This is a genomic window from Streptococcus cristatus (assembly GCF_001588905.1).
Taxonomy (GTDB): domain Bacteria; phylum Bacillota; class Bacilli; order Lactobacillales; family Streptococcaceae; genus Streptococcus; species Streptococcus cristatus_N.
In genome coordinates this window covers 20,065-41,583 of record NZ_LAWH01000013.1, presented here as the reverse complement: position 1 = coordinate 41,583, position 21,519 = coordinate 20,065, and the positions used below count along the sequence as shown (strand labels likewise).

General features: G+C 41.6%; 20 protein-coding genes. 2 read left to right on the top strand and 18 right to left on the bottom strand.

Features of this window, described 5'->3' with window-relative positions; all coding sequences use genetic code 11:
• Positions 1-93: 93 nt before the first annotated feature.
• The 11 genes from nth to A0765_RS02395 all read right to left on the bottom strand — a co-directional run bounded on the left by nth (position 94) and on the right by A0765_RS02395 (position 12,161).
• Positions 94-723, bottom strand: coding sequence for an endonuclease III (gene nth, locus A0765_RS02445; protein WP_062004465.1), 630 nt, complete (start codon positions 721-723; stop codon positions 94-96).
• 77 nt (positions 724-800) lie between these two features.
• Positions 801-1,283 carry a transcription elongation factor GreA gene (greA, locus tag A0765_RS02440; protein ID WP_005592281.1) on the bottom strand — a complete coding sequence of 161 codons (483 nt, stop codon included), beginning with the start codon at positions 1,281-1,283 and terminating at the stop codon, positions 801-803.
• A gap of 64 nt (positions 1,284-1,347) precedes the next feature.
• Positions 1,348-3,117 carry an endolytic transglycosylase MltG gene (gene mltG, locus A0765_RS02435; protein ID WP_062004464.1) on the bottom strand — a complete coding sequence of 590 codons (1,770 nt, stop codon included), beginning with the start codon at positions 3,115-3,117 and terminating at the stop codon, positions 1,348-1,350.
• A gap of 97 nt (positions 3,118-3,214) precedes the next feature.
• Positions 3,215-3,712 carry a GNAT family N-acetyltransferase gene (locus A0765_RS02430; RefSeq protein WP_048764553.1) on the bottom strand — a complete coding sequence of 166 codons (498 nt, stop codon included), beginning with the start codon at positions 3,710-3,712 and terminating at the stop codon, positions 3,215-3,217.
• Complete coding sequence (locus tag A0765_RS02425; RefSeq protein WP_062004463.1) at positions 3,712-4,224, bottom strand: GNAT family N-acetyltransferase; 513 nt, start codon at positions 4,222-4,224, stop codon at positions 3,712-3,714. Before A0765_RS02425 ends, A0765_RS02430 begins: the two co-directional genes overlap by 1 nt.
• 11 nt (positions 4,225-4,235) lie before the next feature.
• The gene (murC, locus tag A0765_RS02420; protein WP_062004462.1) at positions 4,236-5,570 is read right to left on the bottom strand and encodes a UDP-N-acetylmuramate--L-alanine ligase; all 1,335 of its coding nucleotides are present in this window, start codon (positions 5,568-5,570) and stop codon (positions 4,236-4,238) included.
• 32 nt (positions 5,571-5,602) lie between these two features.
• Positions 5,603-6,268, bottom strand: a complete 666-nt coding sequence (gene zapJ, locus A0765_RS02415; RefSeq protein WP_062004461.1) for a divisome accessory protein ZapJ — start codon at positions 6,266-6,268, stop codon at positions 5,603-5,605.
• A gap of 41 nt (positions 6,269-6,309) precedes the next feature.
• Entirely contained in the window at positions 6,310-9,423 is a 3,114-nt protein-coding gene (locus A0765_RS02410; protein WP_062004460.1) for a pilus expression-regulating Snf2 family helicase, read from the bottom strand.
• 150 nt (positions 9,424-9,573) lie between these two features.
• Positions 9,574-10,116: a ribosome hibernation-promoting factor, HPF/YfiA family gene (hpf, locus tag A0765_RS02405; protein ID WP_045500914.1), complete on the bottom strand. Its 543-nt coding sequence runs from the start codon at positions 10,114-10,116 to the stop codon at positions 9,574-9,576.
• A gap of 81 nt (positions 10,117-10,197) precedes the next feature.
• Positions 10,198-10,863 (bottom strand): ComF family protein, encoded by a 666-nt coding sequence (locus tag A0765_RS02400; RefSeq protein WP_062004459.1) that lies wholly within the window; start codon positions 10,861-10,863, stop codon positions 10,198-10,200.
• Positions 10,860-12,161, bottom strand: a complete 1,302-nt coding sequence (locus A0765_RS02395; RefSeq protein WP_062004458.1) for an ATP-dependent helicase ComFA — start codon at positions 12,159-12,161, stop codon at positions 10,860-10,862. Before A0765_RS02395 ends, A0765_RS02400 begins: the two co-directional genes overlap by 4 nt.
• 56 nt (positions 12,162-12,217) lie before the next feature.
• On the opposite strand from A0765_RS02395, the gene A0765_RS02390 reads away from it, so the two are divergent.
• Both A0765_RS02390 and cysK read left to right on the top strand, forming a co-directional pair.
• Positions 12,218-12,853, top strand: a complete 636-nt coding sequence (locus A0765_RS02390) for a YigZ family protein (RefSeq protein ID WP_062004457.1) — start codon at positions 12,218-12,220, stop codon at positions 12,851-12,853.
• A 116-nt stretch (positions 12,854-12,969) separates the two neighbouring features.
• The gene (gene cysK, locus A0765_RS02385; RefSeq protein WP_062004456.1) at positions 12,970-13,899 is read left to right on the top strand and encodes a cysteine synthase A; all 930 of its coding nucleotides are present in this window, start codon (positions 12,970-12,972) and stop codon (positions 13,897-13,899) included.
• A gap of 47 nt (positions 13,900-13,946) precedes the next feature.
• Here cysK and A0765_RS02380 read toward each other — a convergent pair whose 3' ends face one another.
• The 7 genes from A0765_RS02380 to A0765_RS02350 form a co-directional block, all read right to left on the bottom strand.
• A complete protein-coding gene (locus tag A0765_RS02380) occupies positions 13,947-14,309 on the bottom strand; it encodes a S1 RNA-binding domain-containing protein (protein WP_062004455.1) in 363 nt (120 codons plus the stop codon).
• Positions 14,309-15,709, bottom strand: a complete 1,401-nt coding sequence (locus A0765_RS02375; RefSeq protein ID WP_062004454.1) for a bifunctional Cof-type HAD-IIB family hydrolase/peptidylprolyl isomerase — start codon at positions 15,707-15,709, stop codon at positions 14,309-14,311. The genes A0765_RS02380 and A0765_RS02375 overlap by 1 nt, the downstream gene beginning before the upstream one ends.
• 37 nt (positions 15,710-15,746) lie before the next feature.
• Complete coding sequence (locus A0765_RS02370) at positions 15,747-16,379, bottom strand: response regulator transcription factor (protein WP_062004453.1); 633 nt, start codon at positions 16,377-16,379, stop codon at positions 15,747-15,749.
• Positions 16,357-17,376: an envelope stress sensor histidine kinase LiaS gene (locus A0765_RS02365; RefSeq protein WP_062004452.1), complete on the bottom strand. Its 1,020-nt coding sequence runs from the start codon at positions 17,374-17,376 to the stop codon at positions 16,357-16,359. Before A0765_RS02365 ends, A0765_RS02370 begins: the two co-directional genes overlap by 23 nt.
• Entirely contained in the window at positions 17,373-18,068 is a 696-nt protein-coding gene (gene liaF / locus A0765_RS02360) for a cell wall-active antibiotics response protein LiaF (protein ID WP_062004451.1), read from the bottom strand. Before liaF ends, A0765_RS02365 begins: the two co-directional genes overlap by 4 nt.
• 221 nt (positions 18,069-18,289) lie before the next feature.
• Positions 18,290-19,105, bottom strand: coding sequence for an endonuclease/exonuclease/phosphatase family protein (locus tag A0765_RS02355; RefSeq protein WP_062004450.1), 816 nt, complete (start codon positions 19,103-19,105; stop codon positions 18,290-18,292).
• A gap of 17 nt (positions 19,106-19,122) precedes the next feature.
• Complete coding sequence (locus A0765_RS02350) at positions 19,123-21,312, bottom strand: PTS transporter subunit IIBC (RefSeq protein ID WP_062004449.1); 2,190 nt, start codon at positions 21,310-21,312, stop codon at positions 19,123-19,125.
• Positions 21,313-21,519 lie beyond the last annotated feature (207 nt).

The window sequence follows — 21,519 nt, the reverse complement described above, 5'->3', positions numbered from 1 at the left end:
GTCTATTAAATATTCCTCTAACTCTCGCAACAGTCTTTTACGTCCCTTAAACCGCTCATCGCCTAGTGAAATTTAGTATTCAAAGACACTAACTTAAACATGATCAAAATTGTAAAGTTGAGGATAGTGATCACACTCTGGATTTTTGGGATGGCAAATAGCCCGACCAAAGTAGATCATAGCCTGATGCGCAGCTAGCCAGCGTTCAGGCGGGAGAACATCCATAACACGTTTTTCAACTTCTAAAGGAGTTGCTGACTTTTTGACAATATCGTGGTGTTTACAAATGCGTTCAACATGTGTATCAACGGCAAAAGCTGGAATACCAAACCCTACACTCATGACCACGTTAGCTGTCTTACGCCCCACCCCAGCTAAACTTTCTAATTCTTCCCGAGTCTGAGGCACCTGTCCATTAAAGTCGCTCAAGAGTTGCTGGGCACATTTTTTCAGAAACTTGGCCTTATTTCGATAAAGTCCTAAACGCGAAATGTGCTTGGCAATATCTGCCTCGGATGCTGCTGCCATAGCTTCTGGAGTAGGATAAACTAAAAATAGATTTGGGGTAGCTTTATTGACTGCAGCATCTGTCGTTTGAGCTGATAACATGACTGCCACGAGTAGCTCAAAATGATTTCTAAAATCTAAACTCGGTTTGGCATCAGGAAATAGGGCAATGATCTCCTCGATGACATGGCGTGCTCGTTTTTTTGATAAAACCATCAGTATACAATCTCCTTTGTTTGTTCTATATTATAGCATAAATTGATAAAGAAAAAGCCGAGCGTGCTCGACCTTTCTTAGACTGTTTTTTCAACTTTTAGGATTTTGACGTCATAACTGCCAACTGGTGTTTCTACTGTTGCAATATCACCAGTCTTCTTACCAATCAATGCTTGACCAATCGGACTTTCATTTGAAACTTTTCCCGCAAAGGCATCCGCACCAGCTGAACCAACGATAATGTATACTTCTTCTTCAGTCTCACCGACTTCTTGGATAGTAACTGTTTTACCGATGGCAACTTCATCTTTAGCAACTGAATCGCTATCAACAATCACAGCATAGCGAATTTTAGTCTCCAGACTTGAAATTTGTCCTTCAACGAAAGCCTGCTCGTCCTTTGCTGCTTCATATTCACTATTTTCTGATAAATCTCCGTAAGAACGAGCAATTTTAATGCGTTCTACTACTTCTGGACGTCGAACCAATTTCAATTCTTCTAATTCTTGTTCTAATTTTTCCTTTTCTACAAGGGTCATAGGATAAGTTTTTTCAGCCATTACTTTATTTTCTCTTTTCTTTCTATTTTTTGATAAAACAAAATTATGTGGAAAACCACATAATTTAGTTAGAACTTTCACCTGATTGGTTTAATTTGCTATTAACGTGTTCTTCCACATTCTTAGCGTGTTCTTCGTAAGTATTTGCAAAATATACAGCCCCTGTTTCCACATTTGCTACAAAATACAAGTACTCTGTCTTACTTGGATTAATAGTAGCTTCGATAGCAGACAGGCTTGGACTATCTACTGGACCAGGCATCAAACCTTGCTTCTTGTACACATTATAAGGCGAGTCAAGATTTGTATCAATTTCAGCATCTTCCTTAAGAGTTGTCTTTTGACCAAGTTTTCCTTGAGCATAAAGAAGCGCGATATTGCTCTGAAGTGGCATAGCTTGGTTCAAACGATTATAAAAGACGCTCGCAATATCTTTGCGATCCTGATCAGTTGATCCCTCTTTTTCAACTAAAGAGGCGAGGGTTAAAACATCATTGACCGTCAGATTCTTAGACTCAATTGTTGAGTAATACTGCGATAGATTGGTATTCATAGCAGCCAACATTTGGTCAATCAGTTCTTCAACCGTGGTTTCTTTTCCATAATCATAAGTAGCCGGGAAAAGATAACCTTCAAGACGATATTTAACACCACTATCCTTGCTCGGCAAAGTAGCTAGAAGCTGCGGATATTTAGCTGTCATTTTTACAATAAAATCTTCATCTTGAGCTTTATTTAGAAAATCTTCCTTACTGAATGGTGTTTTAGTATTCTTGTTCGCAGTTTTTGCAGCATTGACAGTAGTTGCTTCGGCGATTTGCTCCAAAGTGTATCCCTCAGGAATTGTTATCTTGCCAAGAACTGGAGGCTGTGGTGTATCTGTTCCACCTTCTTGTAATTGCTTAGCAATCGTGTCTAAGTCCATACTCTTTTGAAGATTATAGTAACCAGATTGGAAATTACCATAACTTCTGATTTTTGAATAAAGATTAAAGACTTGAGCGTTCTTAATCAGGCCTTTCTTTTCTAAAATCTCTCCGATTTGTTTGGTACTAGAACCGGCAGGAATCTCCACCGTCACATATTCTGTCGATTTGGCATCTACTGGTTTCAGCGCAGAGGAAACATAATTGTATCCCACAAAACCAGTAATACCAAGGCCCAATAGGAAAAGTACCAAGACTGTCATCACGATTCGATTGGCTAGGCCGTTTTTACGTTTTTTCTTTTTACTACTATTGGTACGAGCTGCACGTGAACGTTTCTTTCCATGAGCAACATCTCTACGGCTTAGCGTTGGTTCTGCAGTAGAAAAGTCTTTTTTAGCTTCTCTTTCATCTGTAGTGTTTGAATCAGGTAACACTGTTTCTTTTATCTCATCTGCAACAGGCGCCACCTTTTCTTGATAAGCTTCCGAATGAGCCACAGAAGTTTGAACCTCTCCAGACTCTATATTTTCCTTCTTAGCAACATCAGCTTGTCCTGGTCCATCAACATTTGATGGAACTTCCGAAATCGTAGAATTACGAACTATATTTTCTAGCACATCTGCCTGAGTATGAACAGTAGGCTCGCTTTGTCCCATTGGCTCTTCTACTTTGATCTTACTAGGTTCTTCCTCCACTGAAGTATCCTTTTCTAGAACCTCATGAGATTTTTCAACAGCAGAAACGAGAGATTCCAAGCTCTCCGCCAATTCCATTTCTTTACCTAAAAGAGGCTGCGCTTCTTCCTGAACTGAGTGATTTTGGGTACCATTGGCTGCTGCCAACTCATTCAAAATCTTCTCTTTAAAACTCAGCGTCTTTTCGTTATCCTGTGAATTTTCAGTCAAAAACCTGATCTCCTTCTTCATAATCCCTAACATTATATCTTAAAAGTCAGATAAATGCAATCATATCCGACTTTTAAAACTATATTATTTATGAAAGTTATATCTGGGGATTTTCCCAAACCATATCAAACCATACTTCATCTGCATAAGTTGAGGACGAAGGTCCTTCATTGACGAAGCCATGCTTCTCATAATAGGCTATCAAATAATCATGACAAGTGAGATTAATACCGTGGCGTTCATCAGCAATCGCAATTTCCTTCATAGTGTCCAACAAGGCTTTTCCTACACCTAAACCCTGTGCTTCTTTAGAAATAGATAGACTAGTCACAGAGATAAATCCGCCAGCCAGATAGCTATAATCTTCAACGTCCTCTGTAAAGGAGATATCTTTTAAATAGCGTTCTGGTCGGACAGGACCTTCTAAATAGCCCAAAATCTTGCCATTTTTTTCTGCGACCAAAAAAGTTGAGGAAATCTTTTCAATGTGTTTCGCCAGTATTTCACGACTAATAGCCTCTTCTGGACTAAAATTTTCCAATTCGATGGCATAAATGGCATCTAAGTCAGCCATTTGAGCTTGACGGATAATCATCACTTCTCCTTAAAATCAGGATTTTCCCATACCATATTTGACCAGATAGTCCCACCGTGAGTTGAGTCAGAAATCCCTTCGTGGACAAAGCCACTCATCTCATAATAAGGTATCAGCTCATCATGGCAGGTAAGGCTAATGCCCTGTCGATTTTGCTGAACAGCTGTCTCCTTGAGAGCTGCAAGCAACAAGGTTCCGACTCCCTGCCTCTGAAAATCAGGATGGACGGACAGACTTTGGACGGCAATGAAGCCACCTTCTGAAGGATTAACACCCACCTTGCTAAAGAGGTCATCTGTCAAATATCGCGCCTGAACAGCTGGTCCAACAATATAGCCTGCAAGCTGACCATGCAGCTCTGCCAGCAAAAAAGTATCCGAGATGCGTTCAATCCGCTCTTTGAGAACTTCTGCACTGGCCGCTTCCGCTGCTGGAAAATTCAGCTGCTCAATTGCAAGAATTTCCTCCCAGTCGCTCAAGTCAACCTGTCTGATTCGAATCGGTGCTTCCATCAAGCCTCCTCCTACTGAACGTTGCTGGTCAGATTGGAAAGGAGACGTTCAAAGGAATATTCATAGGTCTGGATGTCACCAGCTCCCATAAAGACATAAACGGCATTATCGTGGTCAAGAAGTGGAGAGACATTGTCCACATCAATAACCTTGGCACGCTTCACAATCTTTTCAGCCAGATCTTCTACCTTAACATCGCCTTTGTCCACCTCACGCGCAGATCCGTAAATCTGAGCTAGGTAGACTGAGTCTGCTTGATTGAGGGCTTCCGCAAATTCGTCCAAGAGAGCAATGGTCCGAGTGAAGGTGTGCGGCTGGAAGATGGCCACAATTTCCTTGCTTGGATACTTCTGACGAGCTGCATCCAGAGTCGCGATAATTTCCGTTGGATGATGGGCAAAGTCATCAATAATGACTGTGTCGTTGACAATCTTTTCTGTAAAGCGGCGCTTGACTCCACTAAAGGTCTTGAGATGTTCCCTTACTAGATTCAAGTCAATACCTGCAATGTAGAGGAGACCGATGACCGCTGTCGCATTCATAATGTTGTGACGGCCAAAGCTTGGAATCTGGAACTCACCCAGATCTTGCCCACGGAAAGAAACTTTAAATCCTGAACCACTAGTAGAACGCAAAAGGTCGTGAGCAACAAAGTCGTTGCCTTCTTCCTTAAAACCATAGTAGTAAATCGGCGCATTTGAAGTAATGCGGCGCAGTTGCTCATCTTCTCCATAAACGAAGAGACCTTTGGTAATCTGCTTGGCGTAATCATTGAAAGCATTAAAGACATCTTCCAAGCTTGTGAAATAATCCGGATGATCGAAGTCAATATTGGTGATGATCGAATATTCTGGATGATAAGGCATAAAATGACGCTCGTACTCGTCTGATTCAAAGACAAAATACTTGGCATTAGCAGAACCGCGACCTGTACCATCCCCAATCAGATAGCTAGTATCTGTGATATTAGACAGAACATGAGAAAGAATACCCGTTGTCGAAGTTTTCCCGTGAGCACCAGCCACACCTAAGCTGACAAAGTCACGCATAAAGCTACCCAAAAATTCATGGTAGCGCTTGTAGCTAATACCATTGGCATCTGCATAGGCAATTTCCACATTGTTATCTGGACGGAAGGCATTACCGGCAATAATTTCAAAATCTGACTGGAGATTTTTCTCATCGAAAGGCAAAATGGGAATCCCAGCCTGTTCCAGACCACGCTGAGTGAAATAATATTTATCAACATCGCTTCCTTGAACCTTATGGCCCATCTGATGCAACATCAAAGCCAAAGCGCTCATACCTGAGCCCTTAATTCCGATAAAATGATAGGTTTTCGTCATGATTACTCCTTAAATCTTAAATAACTGAAGCCTTATTGCCCTTGGGCATCTGAACTCAACTTGGTGATGTCCAATTCCTGTGCTTTTTTATGCTTATTGTGTTTTTCTCGCTTCTTGCCCTTGTTATAGACTTGGCTGGTTTTGAGAAAATCGTAGTTATTCTTTTTCTTTTTTTCTGGATTCGTTGGTACTTCTATGAGAGGTTGAGACTGAACATCTGCTAATATGTAGCTATCTTGCTTTAGCTTATCACTGAACTTCGTTAACTCACCTGGATTTTCCTTTTGGAAAGGGGCTGTTGGTTTAACTGGATTTCCCTCAAAAGGAGGTGCCACCTTCCGACTACGAACCTTATTTGGGAGCTTGCTCGTCAAATAAGCAGCCGAACGTTTTTTCCTCAGATCAGCCCGAGCTTCCTCTCGTGCTTGCTCAGCATAGCGAATAGCTGGATCCTTCTTATCAATCGGCTTTTTAAAGTCCGTAACTGGAGCTTGCTTCTTTCTAGCTTTACTCACAGTTTGACTAGGAGCAGCAGGATTTTCTGGCTTAGCAATCGGCATCCATTCTAAATAATTACGGTCCTGGTAGTCCCCTTTAATGTTGCTAATCAGATCCAACTCATCGTACAAATTCATGTGTGGCATTTCTGTCAACATGATTTCATCATCAGCAATTATAGGAAATTTAGTATTTGTCATAGCATGTCCTTTCAACTCTTCATTATTATAAACTATTCAAACTATTTTTCAAGCGATTCAGATGAAATTCCAAGAATTTCTCGAATTTCTTCCATCGAAAGACTGGAGCGAGACTCAGCGCCATCCAGAATTGTTGAAACCAGATTTCGTTTAGTGTCCTGTAATTCCTGAATTTTTTCTTCTATAGTTCCCCGTGTAATCATACGATAAACTTTTACATTCCGTTCCTGCCCGATGCGATGAGCCCGACCAATAGCTTGAGCTTCTACTGCGGGATTCCACCAAAGATCCACTAAAATAACAGTATTTGCACCAGTTAGATTGAGACCCACACCACCAGCTTTAAGAGAAATCAGAAAGGCTGATCTTTCTCCTCGATTAAAGGCTTTGGTCATCTCCTGACGTTCTTTTGCTGGAGTTGAGCCTGTGATTTTGAAGGACTCCATTCCCATCTGGTTCAGTTCTTGCTCGATAATATCCAGCATGCCACGGAATTGTGAAAATATCAGAACACGATGATCGCCGTCTTGGATCTGCTCTAACAGCTCACGCAAACTTTCCAGCTTGCCGCTTTCCCCATCGTAATCATCCATAAAAAGCTTGGGAGTATCACAAATTTGACGGAGTCGCATAAGTCCAGACAAGATTTCAATTTTGCTGCGATTGATTTCTTCCTCCGTTGCATGGAGAATTCGCTCCTGCATTTGCTTGAGCAGTGCTAGATAAATCGTCTTTTGACTATCTGCAAGTTCGTTACGGTAAGAAACCTCAATCAAATCAGGAAGTTCTTGCAAGACTTCTTCTTTCTTACGCCTCATGACAAAGGGTTTGATATAGCGGGCAACTGTTTCTGCCGGCATCTTCAAAAAAGCTTTCTTGCTCGGTAATAAGCCCGGAAGGACAATCTGGAAAATAGACCAAAGCTCGCCGAGATGATTTTCAATCGGCGTGCCAGACAAGGCATAAGTCCGCTCTACCTCAAAAGCCCTCAGATATTGAGCAATCTTGCTCTGGTCATTCTTCATGACCTGTGCTTCGTCCAATACCAAATAGTCAAAATGAAGTCCTTTATACTCTTCAACATCTTGTCTGAAGGAAGCATAACTGGTAATGGTAATCTGATGGTCTTCTGCAATCACAGCATCTCGAACATTTTTCAGTCCATACACAACAGCGACATCTAGGTCTGGAGCAAATTTGGCAAACTCATCGCTCCAGTTGTAAATTAGACTCGACGGCGCCAAAATCAAAACTTTCTTAGACTTAGACAAATGAGCAGCCAAGAAAGAAATAGTCTGAAGGGTCTTTCCCAAGCCCATATCATCGGCTAGAATACCGCCGAATCCATATTTATTCAGCATGGATAGCCATTTCACACCCGTTTCTTGATAATCTCGAAGCTCTGCCTGAACTTTCAGCTTAGGCAGAGGAAAATCCTCAGGGTGGGTCAAATCATAAGCCAGCTGGCGAAAATCCTCCGACAAGTCAACCCTTTCCTGATCTTTGAACAATTCAGAGAGTTGATAGGCAGCCAGGCTATGCGTTTGGATAACCCCATTTTTAGAATGTTTGCTTCGCAATTGTTGCAAGGTCTGGCTGATTCGCTTACTATTCTCATCAAAAATCAGAACCTGACCCGTCTTGCTGATAAAGTAATCCTTTTGACTCATCAGCGAATCTAGAACATCATCCACTTCAGACTGATCAATACCAGTAAAATCAAAGCCAATATCCAAGAGCCCACCATTCATACTGATGGAAACCTTTGGAGGAGCTGTTTGTGATAGACTCTGTAGCTCATCTGACAAGTAGACATTGCCCAATGCTCTAAAGCGTGGAATCAAGACGGAGAAGAAACGGTAAATTTCTTCGGGTCGTAAAGGCGGACGCTGACTGATAAAATCATCTGCAAAACCTGCCTCCAGCATTGCTTTAAAAACTTGCTGTTCTCGCTCAAAATTACTGGCAAAAGGTAGCTTTCTCAGCTCTTCACGACTGGTGACAGTCTGACTACCATAATCAAAGACAAGATCCAGCAATACTTGCTTGTCAGCCCCCAAATAAAAATTGAAATCCACGGTGAAATCATGAATGAACAGTCGCTCAGGTGCTGTCACACGGCCAATTTTTTTAAACTCAAGCAGACTCACTGCCAGTTTGGACTGCTCAGACACATCAAACTGCAGGCGCTTGACACGCTCTTGCTCAATCGGCAATTCCTGTAATGCCTTGATTAACTTGGTCTGCTCAGTCGTCAGCTGATAGAAGGTCTGATTATGAAAAAGAAATTGACCTCCATAGAGCAGCTTATAATTCTTTTCTGATATCAGCAGTTCAAAATAGTTTTCCCGCTCTTGTACTTCGAACTGATAAATTCCCGCTTCTTCATGCAAGTCTTGGAAAAATACCTCAGCATAATCATAAAAGCTATATTCTAAACGAAATGAAGCGAGATTCATCAAGCGAGTCACACCTTCCTCAAAAAGACTGGCTGGAAAATAAAGATGCCGTCCAGCATTGGGAAAGACCAACGAAGAGTCCTGCCCCTTATAATCCGTCACCAAGCCTCGTAAAAATTCTAGTAGGTCTTGACTAGCTTCATCAAAATTCTCCATTCGAATAGGCTCATAGTAGTTCTTACCGATTTGATAATGCCCACCCTTATTCAAGGTTCTCAAAAAGGACAAAATATCACGCACTACATAAGAGCGCTCATCCGGCAACCGGCTAATCCGCAGACTCCATAAAAATTGTCCTGTGTAAGTATCTTCCTGTCCAGTCGCTGATAGCTCATAACGGATTTGCTGATTGGATTTATCTAGCAAAATCTTATCCAAAAAAAGGCTACCAAAAGAAACCAATTTCTGGGCTTCCTGACTAGAAGACTCTTTGTCTGTCATCTTCGCCAGCAGATCTTTACCCACCGAATCATTTTTCAAAAAATATTCCAAGGCAGCCAGATGGGCACAGTACTTCTTCTTTTGAAAAAAATCACAGGAGCAGAAAACTGCATCATCATCTAGACTATAGCGTAGATTGTACTGATCCACGCGCGTGTATAAAAAGGAATCTTTGACGTCAAGAATTTCGACTTTTTTGCTGTCACAGAGGGCAATTCCTTCCGTTCGAATTTTACCAGGAATTAATTTAGCCATACCTACCACCTAACATTTATCCCTTTATTATACCATAGGACAGCTATAAAAATAAAATAGAATTTCTTTATTTGCAAACATTCTTTGAAGTAGAATGAGCGAGAGCTTTTCCTACAACAAAAAGCCATCCATTTGGACGGCTTTGCTACATTATTTTACTTCTAACAAACCGATATCTCCATCTTCACGACGATAGATAACATTCGTTGTACTATCTTCAACATCTGTGTAGATGAAGAAGTCATGTCCCAACAAATCCATTTGCAAAATAGCTTCATCTAGATCCATTGGTTTCAAATCAATATGCTTAGAACGTACTACTTTGGAAGATGCTGCATCAGCTTCTTCTACTAAAGCATCAGTGAACAACTGGCTAGTTGCAACCTTGTTCCGGTTTTTCTTTTCAATCTTTGTCTTATTCTTACGAATCTGACGTTCAATTTTATCGATAACTAGGTCGATAGACCCGTACATATCTTGCGAAACATCTTCTGCCCGAAGGGTAATAGAACCAAGGGGAATCGTTACTTCGACTTTCGCCGTCTTCTCCCGGTACACTTTCAAATTTACCCGTGCATCAAGTTCTTGCTCTGCTTGGAAATACTTCTCAATCTTCTCAAGTTTAGAAACTACGTAGTCACGGAGAGCATCAGTTACTTCTAGGTTTTCACCACGGATACTATATTTAAGCATATAAGTACCTTCTTTCTAAACATAAATGTTTTATTTACAATATCATTATAACGCTTTCATTCCTTTTTTGCAAATATTTTCTTATCTTGCGAGTGAAAATGTCAAAACTTCTTTCACACCTGCTTCCAGCAATAATTCTCGAGCTAATTGCAAGGTTTTTCCAGTCGTATATACATCATCTATCAATAAAATTTTATCTGGCAGACAAATATCTTTTACTAATGTGAAACATTGCTGACTGTTTAAACGTTCTTCGCGATTTTTACTGGATTGGGCAAGCGCATCCTGCTTTTCCAGCAACTGTTTATAAGGCAAGCCAGCTGCTTGCAAGAAGCCTTCCACCTGATTAAAACCTCGACTTTGGTATTTTTCAGGGCTGACTGGAATAGGAACCAGAGTATATTTTTTGAAGTTTCTGAGGCTTTTTTTGAGAACTTCTGCAAAAACAAATCTTAGAAGATAATCCCCTTGAAACTTGTATTTGCTGAAGAAATCCTTCATCAAATCATTATAAAGAAAGCAAGCCTGATGCTGCACCAAGTAGCCTTGCGCTTCCCATTTTTGACAATCCGAGCAGACTTCCGTCTCTCCCTCCTTCCAGCAGCGTGGGCAATGGATTGAGGAAATCGCTTCAAATCCTGCTCGACAATGTTTACAAATTGTATTTTGTTCTTTTTGTAATAAAATCAGGGAAGAAAAAGTCCTATTTTCTTCGACTTCTTGGCTACATAACAGGCAATTTCTCATAGGTCAGCCTCCTTGTTCATCAGTTTGATTTCACGAATCGCCTTTTCGATTGAACGTGTAGTGCCGTCGTGAAAGAAGAATAAATCTCCCGTCGGCCTCTCCATACTACGTCCTACCCGACCAGAAATCTGCACCAAGGCGCTACGGCTAAAGAGACGATGGTTGGCCTCCAGAACAAAGACATCCACACAGGGAAAGGTCACGCCACGCTCTAAGATGGTCGTCGTAACTAAAATAGTAATTTCTCGCTTGCGAAACTCTTCAACGATTTCTAAACGATTTTCAGTTGTTGAAGCCACAAAACCGACTCTTTCCGTTGGAAAGATCTCCTTCAAAACTTGCGCAAATTCTTGGCCTCTTTTAATTTCCGAGGCAAAGATCAGCAATGGAAAGCCCGTTTTTCTCTGTCTCTCGATATACTTTTTCAGTTTAGGCGGCAATTTCTTTTTCGCTAGATACTTTTGGAAATCTGCCAGCCAAACTTTTTGGGGCACAATCAAAGGATTTCCATGGAAGCGACGAGAAAGGCTGAGCCGTTTTAATTCTCCTTTTTGGACTTTTTTATCCAGCTCATCCGTCGAAGTGGCAGTTAAGAAAATCGTCGTTCCCTCCTCCTTGACTGACTGCTCTACGGCATGGTAGAGCACAGGATTGTCCACATAAGGAAAAGCATCTACCTCGTCCACGATCAACAAATCAAAGGCTCGATAAAATTTAAGAAGCTGATGGGTAGTAGCAATGACCAAGGGACTGCGAAAATACGGCTCGGATTCCCCATGCAAAAGCGAAACAGGGCAGGCAAAATCCAGCTTGAGCCGGCGATAAAGCTCCAAACAGACATCAATCCGAGGGCTGGCTAGGCAAACGGCACCTCCACGATCAATCACTTCTGCAATCACCTGATAAATCATTTCCGTTTTGCCCGCCCCAGTCACTGCATGGACTAGGCTATTCTGTTTTTGAGTAACTGACTCTAACAGTCCCTGAGAAACTTTCGCTTGAAAGGCTGTTAATTGTCCCTGCCACTTGAGTACCTGATTTTCTGGAAAATCTTCCTGCGGAAAATAGTAGAGTTCTTGATCACTCCGAACTCGCCCCAAAATCACGCATTCCCTACAATAGTAGGCATTGACAGGTAGCTGGTAGTTCTCCTTGTCTACTTGAGAGCCACAGCGGCCGCAAAACAACTTTCTCCTTTCCTCTCGCATACTGGGTAGCTGCTGAGCCTGCATACGCAGTTCGGGACTGAGCTGATCTTTTGTAAATATCCTACCTAGGCAATCTTTTCTTTCTAACATACTTTTTTATTCGTAAAACTTTTGGAAAAATCTATTTTTTTGTGTACAATAAAACTATGGAATATAGAACAATTAGACAAGACGGCCAAGCCCAGGAAGAAATTAAAAAATCTCGTTTCATTTGCCACGCCAAGCGCGTTTACTCAGAAGAGGAAGCTCGGGATTTTATTGCTGCCATCAAAAAAGAGCACTACAAAGCCACTCATAATTGCTCTGCTTTTATTGTCGGAGAGAAAAGTGAAATCAAACGAACCAGTGACGACGGCGAACCCAGCGGCACCGCGGGCGTTCCCATGCTCGGTGTTATGGAAAATCACCAACTGACCAATGTCTGCTTTGTAGTCACGCGCTATTTTGGCGGGATTAAGCTAGGAGCTGGTGGGCTCATCCGAGCTTATGCTGGCAGCGTCGCTTTGGCAATCAAAGAAATTGGTCTGATCGAAATCAAGGAACAGGCCGGCTTGCGCCTTAAAATGTCTTACAGCCAGTACCAAAACTTTGATAACTTTTTAAAAGCTGAAGATCTGATCGAATTTGATACAGAGTTTACGGATCTAGTGGCTACAACCATCTATATTGACAAACAAGATAAAGAACCGCTAGAGCAGAAATTAGTTGAATTTTTCAATGGAAAAATCCAAATTGACGATCAAGGTTTGCGCGAGGTTGAAATTCCTTTAACAGTTGAATAATCTTAACAGCTAGGCCTAGTGATAAAGAATTTTTATCGTGGCCATAGCTTTTTTATATTTTACAAAGTGCCACTTTCAGCTTATACTAGTCTCATTAAAGTATTGAGGTAGGAAAAATGGCAAACATTTATCAAAATATCACAGAATTAGTTGGAAGAACGCCAATTGTTAAACTTAATAATATTGTTCCAGAAGGAGCTGCTGAGGTTTATGTCAAGTTAGAAGCCTTCAACCCTGGCTCTTCTGTCAAAGACCGGATTGCTCTCAGTATGATTGAGGCCGCTGAACGCGATGGCCTTATCAAGCCTGGCGATACTATTGTGGAAGCAACCAGCGGAAATACTGGTATTGGTCTTTCATGGGTTGGGGCTGCTAAAGGCTACAAGGTTGTCATTGTAATGCCAGAAACCATGAGTGTGGAGCGCCGCAAGATTATTCAAGCCTATGGAGCAGAGCTAGTTTTGACTCTAGGTAGCGAAGGAATGAAAGGGGCTATTGCCAAGGCAGAAGAAATCGCGAAAGAACGCAAAGGCTGGTTGCCTCTGCAGTTTAACAATCCAGCCAATCCAGAAGTTCACGAACGAACAACAGGAGCAGAAGTTATCGCTGCTTTCGGTGAAACTGGGCTGGATGCCTTTGTAGGCGGTGTCGGAACTGGGGGGACTATCTCTGGTGTCTCTCATGCTCTTAAAAAAGCGAATCCAAATGTCCAAATCTATGCGGTTGAAGCAGACGAATCTGCTATCCTTTCTGGTGAGAAACCAGGTCCTCACAAAATCCAAGGACTTTCAGCTGGCTTCATTCCAGAGACCTTGGATACAGCAGCCTATGATGGTATTGTCCGCGTGACTTCTGATCAAGCGCTAGAGTTAGGACGCCATATTGGTGGTCAGGAAGGTTTCCTAGTCGGAATTTCATCTGCTGCGGCTATTTTTGCAGCCATTGAAGTCGCTAAAAAACTAGGAGCTGGCAAGAAAGTCCTTGCCCTAGCACCTGATAATGGTGAACGTTACCTATCTACCGCTCTCTACGAATTTGACGCTTAATCGTGAAAATAGTTAACAAAATTCCTACCCGTTTGGGTAGGAATTTTTTACTCTTTTTGTTCTTTCAGAAAAGCTTTGGCTTCCCTTATCCAGATTGACAATTGCTTACCTAAGGGCGCAAATCCAATTTTGCAACGATCGTTTGAAAAGCGATGCCGTCTCGGTAAACGATGTTTTTCTTCCTCTAAAGTTCGCATTGACAGGCTGGCCTTACCAGAAAACTCATCATAATCCACCACCTGCACGAGGACCTGATCCCCAATTTTTAAAATATCGTGAATATTGTCAATATAGCCCGTCCGAATCTCAGAAATATGAATGAGGCCGATCAGACCGCTTTCTAGTTCGACAAAGGCACCGTAGGGCTGAATCCCTGTAATTTTGCCCTTTAACTTATCTCCGATTTTCATTAGTCTATAACCTCAATCGTCTCAATGACAACATCCTCAAGTGGTTTATCCATTGAAGCTGTTTCAACCGCTGCAATTTTATCCAAAACTTCATAAGATGCCTCATCCACCAGTTGACCAAACACAGTATGTCGACGGTCCAAATGCGGTGTCCCGCCCTTGCTAGCATAAACTTCAGCGATTGGCTTCGGCCATCCTCCCCGAGTCAATTCCTTGGTTGAATAAGGAAGACTGCTATTTTGGACAATAAAGAACTGACTGCCATTGGTATTCGGTCCAGCATTCGCCATGGAAAGAGCCCCACGAATGTTATAAAGTTCTGGTGAAAACTCATCTTCAAAGCGTTCGCCGTAGATAGACTCTCCGCCCATACCAGTACCTGTCGGATCGCCACCTTGAATCATAAAATCTTTGATAACTCGGTGGAAGATTACTCCGTCATAGTAGCCATCCTTTGATAAGGCGATAAAGTTGGCAACTGTTTTGGGTGCTTGCTCTGGGAAGAGTTGAATCTTCAATTCACCATAGTTTGTCTTGATCTTTGCAACTGGGCCTTGAACCTCGTCAAGATGGAGCTGTGGGAAGGTCAATTCTTTCTCTACCATGCCCAATTGCTCCAAGGCGTCAAAGATCCCGTCTTCTTCGACCGTTTTTGTGACAAAATCAGCCTTTTTCTGCAATTCCTCATGGGAAACTCCCATAGCAATACTGAGCCCTGCATAGTCAAATAATTCTAAATCATTGAGTCCGTCGCCAAAAACTAAAACATTTTCTGGTTTGAAGCCTAGGTGCTCTACGACCTTAGCAACGCCAGCTGCCTTTGAACCTTCTTTCGGTACGACATCCGATGAATGCTCATGCCAACGTACCATACGTAGAGACTTGGCCAAATCTTCTGGCAACTGCAAACTGTCACCTATATCCTCAAAAGTCCACATTTGATAGATTTCATGATCTTGGTAAAAATCAGGATTGACAGCTAGATCTGGATAAATGATATCAATTGCTGACGAAATCATAGGATTGCGAACAGACAAAGCCGCTTCGTGACTGCCTACCAAACCGTACTCAATGCCCACTTCCTTGGTCCAAGAAATATAGGATTCCACGCATTCTTGCGGAATGACCGTTTTTGCAATAACTTCGCCTTTTCGATTTTCAACATAAGCCCCATTCAAGGTAACAAAAAAATCAGGATCCAAGTCACGAATTTCTGGAACAACTCCAAAAATGCCGCGACCAGAAGCAATTCCTGTCAGAATTCCCTTTTCTCTCAGTTGCTTAAATACAACTTTGATCGATTCTGGGATGAAGCCTGTTTCCTTGACACGCAAGGTATCATCGATATCAAAGAAAACAATCTTAATTTTTTTCGCCTTATATTTTAATTTTGCCTTCATATCTTCCTCTTTCAATTTAATCTTTTCTATTATATCATTAAAAATCGTCTTGCGGAACAAGATGATGCTGAAAAGCGTAGACGACTGCTTGGGTTCGATCGCTCACTTCCAGCTTAGACAAAATATTGGACACATGCGTCTTGACCGTTTTCAAGGAAATAAAGAGCTCATCAGCAATCCGCTGGTTTTCATAGCCTTTGGCTAAAAGCCCCAAAATATCCCGCTCCCGCGCTGTCAAATCCTCGTGAAGCTCTATATGATTCCGATGGTATTCGACCTTCTTACTGACTTCTGTTTCAATGGCAAATTCACCCTCTGCAACCTTTCTGACGGCATGGAGAATTTCATCCGCACTAGAAGTTTTCAGCATATAACCACGGGCACCCGCATCCAAGACAGGATAGATTTTTTCATTATCCAGATAGGACGTTAAAATCAAAATTTTTGCCTCTGGCCATTCTTTCAAGATAGCCAAAGTAGCATCAATGCCACTCATCTCTGGCATAACAATATCCATCATAATCACATCAGGACGGCTTTCCAGAGCCTTTTCGACACCTTCTCTACCATTGGTAGCCTCTGTCACTTCTTCAATATCGTCCTGTAATTCAAAAAAGCTTTTTAAGCCCAACCTGACCATTTGATGGTCATCCACTAGTAATATTCTCATCCTTTTCCCCCTCTAACAATGGAACACTGATTTCGATAGAAACTCCTTTTTTGGGAGCCGTTAGAATCTTCAAGGTGCCAGCCATATCATGCACTCGATCTTCAATATTTTTCAAACCATAACTCATGTCAGTCAAGCTAGCCGGATCAAAACCGATTCCGTCATCAGAAACCTTGAGTTTGAGCCTATTTGGCGTCTGATAGAGATAGATGTCCAGACGACTGGCCTGAGCATGGCGCAAGGTATTATTGATGATTTCTTGGATAATCCTAAAAATATGCTCCTCTATCTGCTTGGGCAGGCCAACCACCTCATGCTTAAACTGGACAGTCAAGTCCGACTTATCTGTCAATTCTTTGATTAAGACATTCATGCCCTCTACCAAGGTCCGATTTTCCAATTCTGTCGGCCGTAAATGTAAGAGCAATATCCGCAAGTCTTTTTGTGCCGTATCTAGAATGTCTGCGATTCCCTTTAACTGTTGTTGGAGATTGTCTTTATCCAGACGCTCCACATTTCCAGCGACACCTGAGAGGATCATATTAGCAGCAAATAGCTCCTGACTGACCGTATCATGCAAGTCGCGAGCAATCCGCCTGCGTTCTTTTTCGATAATCTTCTCTTCAGATTGTAAAGCTTGATTCTCTGATTTCTGCAAATTTTCGGTTAAACTATCCAACTTTTCTTTTAATCGGATGAGAGAATCGTCCAATTCTGCCTGGCCGGTTTCTTGTATACCCCTGCCTTCTAAAATAGCTTTTAAATTCTTTTGAACTTGAGAAAGAGACAGGTGCTGAAGGAAGCGCGCAGCAGCGGCCAAGAGGATAGTCAGCGCTAAGCCCAGAACCAGAACAAAAAAGGCAAAGGACTGGAGCAGTTCCAGATTATTCAGAAGCTTTTGCCATTCTAAATTAAAAAGATTAAAAATGTAATGAAAGATAATCCCTAAAACAAAGAAGGTATAGAGAAAAATAAGCAAATAACTTGTTTTTTTCACTTTCTAACAACCTCCACATTTCCTAAAAAGCTGACCAAGACAATTTTTACTGTTTTGCTGGCTCGCTTATAGTCAGGCGTTGTCAACGAAATCGTTTCATTGCGTAGCTTGCGTGGCGGATGATTTAAAAAATTCAAGTCTCCGTATAGGGTATTGATCTGAAGCTGAATTTCCACATCCAAAGGAATGACGATCTTGGTATCCCCAAAGCCCTTACGAATCACGATGACATTATCATGATTGACCACAATGACATCCTCCAAGTGAATGGTGTCCTTACCCATCATTCTTAAGAGATTGATATCATGAAACTGGCAGTCATCCTTTGTGAAATGCTGTAAATCTCCCAACCAACGATTTTTTTCAGCCCGAACTTCGGTCGCATCTTCAAAGAAAAGATGGGTCTCTTGATTTTCCTTGTACAGATAAGGATAGGCTACGATCATGCCGTAAATTAAGGCAAAGAGCACAGCGGCTATAACGTAAGGATTGAGCATGACAATGAAAAAGAAGACAATCATGGTCGCGACTAATAGCGAATTGCCTCTCTGCTTGCCGAAATAATAATATAAAAACAAGAGAAAGAGTAGCATGATGAGAACAACACGAGAAAAATCGGCAGCCAGCATGGTAACCAGTGCCATTGATAATAGAATCGCCTCAACAAAGATGAATAATTGAACTTTCCACATACCTTTTCCCTTCCTTACATCTCTATTGTATCAAAATTAAGCAAAAAAACCTCCGTCTGAGGCATGAAATGGAAAGATTATCCTATCTTTAGCAGCAGAACTTCTAGGCTCTAGACTTCTTTGCACTTTTTCTCTAAAAAGCAAAAAATCGCTTCAAATGCTGTTTAAGCAAAACAAACATTTAAAACGATTTTTAGTTTATTTCTATTGTTCAGACAAGCTTAGAAATGGACTTGTGCTTCCAAGCCAAAATGGTCACTAACGACTGGACCACGTTGACCATCAAAAACAACAGCAGATCTTTCAATATTGAAATCTTTACTTGTAAAAATATAATCAATTTTTAGGGCATCTTTGTTTCCTGCCCAGCCAGCAATATCGCCTTCAACCGTCGCTGTACCAATCGTTTGGACAGCCACCTTATGGCTGTCCTGGAGAGCAAGCGGGCTTTGAAGAATGTGCTGGTAACCCTCGTAATCAACGGGATTGTTAAAATCTCCCATGAGGACAAGAGGAGTCTCAACTTGCAAAAGCTCAGATTCAAACTTGGCCCACTCTTCTTGGAAGCCTTTATCCCACCAAGATAAGTGACAAGAAGCAACTGTGATAGGCTGACCATCGAGCTCTGTTTCTGCCAGCAAGACTTTACGCGTATGATAGTCACTTGGATCATTGACATCAGACACCAAGAGTTCTCTTGCCTTCAGAGGTTTTCTAGACAGAATTGCGACCCCTTCATTGTAAATATCAAACCCAATATGATTATAAGCCCAAGACCAGTAATAGTCCAGACCTGCCTCAGCTAGTTTCTCAACCAGACGCAGAGCATAGTGGTCCTGGTGAATCGGAATGGCGCCATCTACCGCATAATAAAATGGAGCCTGAACAACCTGTTCAGACTCCACTAATTGATTGACTTCCTGCAGGCAAATGACATCATATTTTTCTTGGAGAATCCGCTCAGCTAACTGATTTAGCTTACTTTCTTGCTCTTCTTCCATCCAACTATGAGTATTTAAAGTCAGGAATTTTGCCATGATTTCTCTTTTCTATCTTACAATTCTACTTTAGCCACTACTGTCTTAGGAGCGACTTTACCGAATTTCTCAACTGCTACTGATTTGATTGCTGGAGCATTTGTGAAGACAACGATAGTGGTTGTTTCACGACCTGCTTCTTTAATAGCCGCCAAATCTGCTGTTACCAAAAGATCACCTGCAGCGACTGTTTGTCCTTCTGCTACATGTACTTCAAATGGTTTGCCTTCAAGGCTAACAGTATCCAAACCGATATGAACAAGCACTTCAAGACCAGCTTCAGTCAAGAGACCAAGAGCATGTTTTGTAGGGAAGACGCTTGTCACTTTACCAGCTACTGGAGAGTAGATTTTGCCATTTGCTGGTTCAACTGCAAATCCGTCACCCATCATTTTTTGTGAGAAAACTGGATCTTTCACATCTTCCAACTTAACAACTTCACCATCAGCAACTGTTTCGATTGCTTCTGTCACACCCTTGTAGCTAACTGCTGCAGCTGCAGACTCAGCTTTTTGGCTTGGTAAAGTTTCAGGAATCACTTCTCCTGAATCCAACAAGTCTTGGATATCAGATTTAAGAACGTCAGCTTTTGGTCCGTAGATTGCCTGAACGCCTTGACCTTTCATAACCAAGCCCATAGCGCCTTCAGCTTTCCATTCTTCTTCAGAACCAACTTTTGTTGCGTCCTTAACAGTCACACGGAGACGAGTCATACATGCATCAACATCAACGATATTAGCACGGCCACCTAGCAAGTTAATGACATTCACTGCTTGAGAAGAAGCAGCTACTTTTGCACCACCTTGTTCTGATGAAGCAGCTTCTGAACCTTCAGCTGTTTCATAGTTACCGTTACGTCCTGGAGTTGCATAATTGAATTTTTGAATCATGAAGTTCGCAATGAAGTACATGATTACTGCAAAGAGAACTGTTACCCAGATAAAGTTAATGATATCCATACCCAAACCAGCATTGATAGCCATTGGAGTACGAGTCAAGAATTCGATAGACCCGAATGAGTGCACACGAAGATTAACAATGTCAGCCATAGCAAAGGCAGCACCTTGTACAAATGAGTAAATCAAGTAAAGTGGAGTTGCCACGAACATGAACATGTATTCGATTGGTTCAGTAACCCCTGTCAAGAAGGTTGCCAAAGCAGTTGCAATCATCATACCTTTGTATTGATGTTTCTTGTCAGCATCAACATTGCGGTAAATAGCTGCGGCAACACCCATAAGGATACCAAATGAACCGATCATTTGTCCAACTTTGAAGCGGGCTGGATGGAATGTGTCAAGCAAATATTGGTACTTAGTAGGATCAGCTGTCTTAGTACCAACCAAGTCATTTACCCAAGCCAACCAGAGTGGATCTTGACCAAATACTTGAGTACCTTTAGCAGCACCAGTCAATACTTCATAAGTACCACCAAGTTGTGTGTAGTTCATTGGGATAGTCAACATGTGGTGCAAACCGAATGGAAGCAAGAGACGTTCCAAAGTACCGTACAAGAACGGTGCCAAGATTGGAGCAGTATCTTGTGAGTTAGCAATCCAAATACCAAAGTTGTTGATACCTGTTTGAACAACTGGCCATACAAATGACAAAACAATTGCTACGATTACTGAACGCAAGATAACAACGAACGGTACAAAACGCTTACCATTGAAGAATGACAAAGCATCTGGCAATTTACGGAAGTTGTAGTATTTGTTATAAGCTGTTGCTCCGACAAAACCAGCGATAATTCCGACGAAAACCCCCATATTCAAAGCAGGAGACTCAAGGACACTGATAAAGTAATCAGAAACCTTGATGCTTCCTCCTAAGAGAGTGCTAACCACTGCTTTAGAATCTTTCAGCATATCGCTTGATACACCAAACATAACCCCAGTGATACGGTTAATCAAAATGAAGGATAAACCTGCCGCAAAGGCACCGCCAGCACGTTCTTTCGCCCAGCTACCTCCAATAGCGAGAGCAAAGAGGATATGCAGGTTTCCGATAATCCCCCAACCAATTTGTTCTAAAACGCCACCAGTAGTCACTAGAAAACCTAGTTCAGGGTTGATCATCGGAATTGACTTACCAATACTGATCATCAAACCTGCTGCGGGCATAACCGCAATAACCACCATCAAAGCTTTACCGAATTTTTGCCAAAATTCAAAGCTAAAAATGTTTTTGAATGAATCTTTCATCATCCAGACCTCCTTATATTTTCACAAACCACCCCTTGATGAAATCGTTTGCATTGAATAATACTATTATACCACTATTTTTAATTTTGTAAAGGCTTTTATAAAAATTATTTTGGGACTTTTTCCTATATTTAGTGGAATAATATATAGAATAAGGTAAAATTTTAGTGTGCAAGCGATTGCGTATGTTTCCATAAATTTGCTGAAATA

Excerpts from the sequence above, each read along its gene's own strand:
- A0765_RS02380 (WP_062004455.1), bottom strand. The coding sequence starts at position 14,309 with ATGAAAATCGGAGATAAGTTAAAGGGCAAAATTACAGGGATTCAGCCC.
- zapJ (WP_062004461.1), bottom strand. The coding sequence starts at position 6,268 with ATGACAAATACTAAATTTCCTATAATTGCTGATGATGAAATCATGTTG.
- A0765_RS02395 (WP_062004458.1), bottom strand. The coding sequence starts at position 12,161 with ATGTTAGAAAGAAAAGATTGCCTAGGTAGGATATTTACAAAAGATCAG.
- A0765_RS02425 (WP_062004463.1), bottom strand. The coding sequence starts at position 4,224 with ATGGAAGCACCGATTCGAATCAGACAGGTTGACTTGAGCGACTGGGAG.
- A0765_RS02370 (WP_062004453.1), bottom strand. The coding sequence starts at position 16,379 with ATGAGAATATTACTAGTGGATGACCATCAAATGGTCAGGTTGGGCTTA.
- murC (WP_062004462.1), bottom strand. The coding sequence starts at position 5,570 with ATGACGAAAACCTATCATTTTATCGGAATTAAGGGCTCAGGTATGAGC.
- liaF (WP_062004451.1), bottom strand. The coding sequence starts at position 18,068 with ATGTGGAAAGTTCAATTATTCATCTTTGTTGAGGCGATTCTATTATCA.
- A0765_RS02375 (WP_062004454.1), bottom strand. The coding sequence starts at position 15,709 with ATGAAGGCAAAATTAAAATATAAGGCGAAAAAAATTAAGATTGTTTTC.
- A0765_RS02400 (WP_062004459.1), bottom strand. The coding sequence starts at position 10,863 with ATGAGAAATTGCCTGTTATGTAGCCAAGAAGTCGAAGAAAATAGGACT.
- A0765_RS02390 (WP_062004457.1), top strand. The coding sequence starts at position 12,218 with ATGGAATATAGAACAATTAGACAAGACGGCCAAGCCCAGGAAGAAATT.
- A0765_RS02355 (WP_062004450.1), bottom strand. The coding sequence starts at position 19,105 with ATGGCAAAATTCCTGACTTTAAATACTCATAGTTGGATGGAAGAAGAG.
- cysK (WP_062004456.1), top strand. The coding sequence starts at position 12,970 with ATGGCAAACATTTATCAAAATATCACAGAATTAGTTGGAAGAACGCCA.
- nth (WP_062004465.1), bottom strand. The coding sequence starts at position 723 with ATGGTTTTATCAAAAAAACGAGCACGCCATGTCATCGAGGAGATCATT.
- A0765_RS02430 (WP_048764553.1), bottom strand. The coding sequence starts at position 3,712 with ATGATTATCCGTCAAGCTCAAATGGCTGACTTAGATGCCATTTATGCC.
- greA (WP_005592281.1), bottom strand. The coding sequence starts at position 1,283 with ATGGCTGAAAAAACTTATCCTATGACCCTTGTAGAAAAGGAAAAATTA.
- hpf (WP_045500914.1), bottom strand. The coding sequence starts at position 10,116 with ATGCTTAAATATAGTATCCGTGGTGAAAACCTAGAAGTAACTGATGCT.
- A0765_RS02410 (WP_062004460.1), bottom strand. The coding sequence starts at position 9,423 with ATGGCTAAATTAATTCCTGGTAAAATTCGAACGGAAGGAATTGCCCTC.
- A0765_RS02350 (WP_062004449.1), bottom strand. The coding sequence starts at position 21,312 with ATGATGAAAGATTCATTCAAAAACATTTTTAGCTTTGAATTTTGGCAA.